Genomic DNA, 1,381 nt, shown 5'->3' on the forward strand with positions numbered 1-1,381 from the left:
TTATATCGCGATGATTCGTATTATGGTCAGACGACTCGCATAATTTTTTACTGGTTTCGACTTTTAAAACATCCTCTGAGATCGTGTCCGGTCGATCAACTGCAATATCCGAAAAAAGCCTTGAGCTGCTTTAAGAAAGCAAATAGCTCTAGAACCGCTGGTCTCATTCTTCCCATGGACTGCCTTTGGCTTCCAACTCTGCCATTTTTTCCTTCCTTAGTTCATGTAAGGTTCTATTAGTCGAACTAAGCACTGCCCATTCATAAATATTTATAGAAGACCAACCAGTAACTTTCTTTCCCCAATTATTATAGGAAATTTCTTCCCCATTAAATCTGACCAATGTATCATCAATTATTATAGCTTCAGAGCTTTCAAACTCTTTAATTTCAATGCTATCCCCAGCTTTGATTAATTCCCACTCAAACAACTGATCCATTCGAGGTAGCCAAGTTCTATTAAAGCCAGAATCAGTGGATATACTTTCTCCCTTCATTGTAGAACATTCTCCGGCTAAACCCACGTAAAAATCATCCAGTTGTGCCGGAGGCAAAATTTTCTCAATACTCAAAAAACCTTGCTCTCCTATAAAAACAGGAGTGATATTAAGACAGATGGCGTCTACCCCATTTGAAATCAACCAAGCAACAGCAGAAAGGGTTTGCTCATCAAAGGATGAGGCTATAAGTATTATTCGTTGTTTTTTGTTAAAGGTTTTGAGTGCGTCATTGCTTGACAAGAATTTATTCAACTCTCGTCTCGCTTTTTCACTAGGAGTCAAATCACCTAATTCATACTCATCTTTGTGTATCTCGATATACGAACTATAGACTAACTCTACAAGGGATTCAGGTGTCGAAATTTTGGCATAACTCGCGGCATACCTGATAGCTTGAAATTCAAAAGGTTCTTTTCTCGCCTTGATGTCTTGTACGTCGCGTTTAATCTCGATTAGAACAACATTGCCATCTGCGTCAATGGCAGTTAAGTCGCTAATCCCGTTACTCGCATTACGAACTTGTTGACCAACAACTAGAAGAGTCTCCTCATCCCCAAAGAGCAAATTAATGTTTTTGCGTAAGAACTCTTCAATATGTCTTTCCTGTAAGTTTAAGTCTTTAAAGTTTCTGACTTTTATTTCTATTGCTTCGTTCCTTTGGATGCTGCCGTCGTCGAAAGTAACAGGTATGTACATCGCACTCCCCTTTGCTGCTATTTCCTGTCTAAGTGTTCAACTATATTGAGCCTATGTATCCGCTCAATAATCCGGGATAAATCGCTCAACGATGCACCAGGAACCAAACTACAGCCGATTCCAGGTTTATGAAGTACAGTAGCAGCAGCTTGTAAACCAGTTTTTAAAGTGCTGTGGATTAACCAA

At 39.3% G+C, this 1,381-nt stretch carries 1 protein-coding gene; it reads right to left on the bottom strand.

Annotated features, from left to right (window positions below; all coding sequences use genetic code 11):
- Window positions 1–163: 163 nt before the first annotated feature.
- Complete coding sequence (locus QUA57_RS28490) at window positions 164–1,195, bottom strand: hypothetical protein (protein WP_333065146.1); 1,032 nt, start codon at window positions 1,193–1,195, stop codon at window positions 164–166.
- Window positions 1,196–1,381 lie beyond the last annotated feature (186 nt).

It is taken from the genome of Microcoleus sp. Pol7_B2, assembly GCF_036701035.1.
Taxonomy (GTDB): Bacteria; Cyanobacteriota; Cyanobacteriia; order Cyanobacteriales; family Microcoleaceae; genus Microcoleus.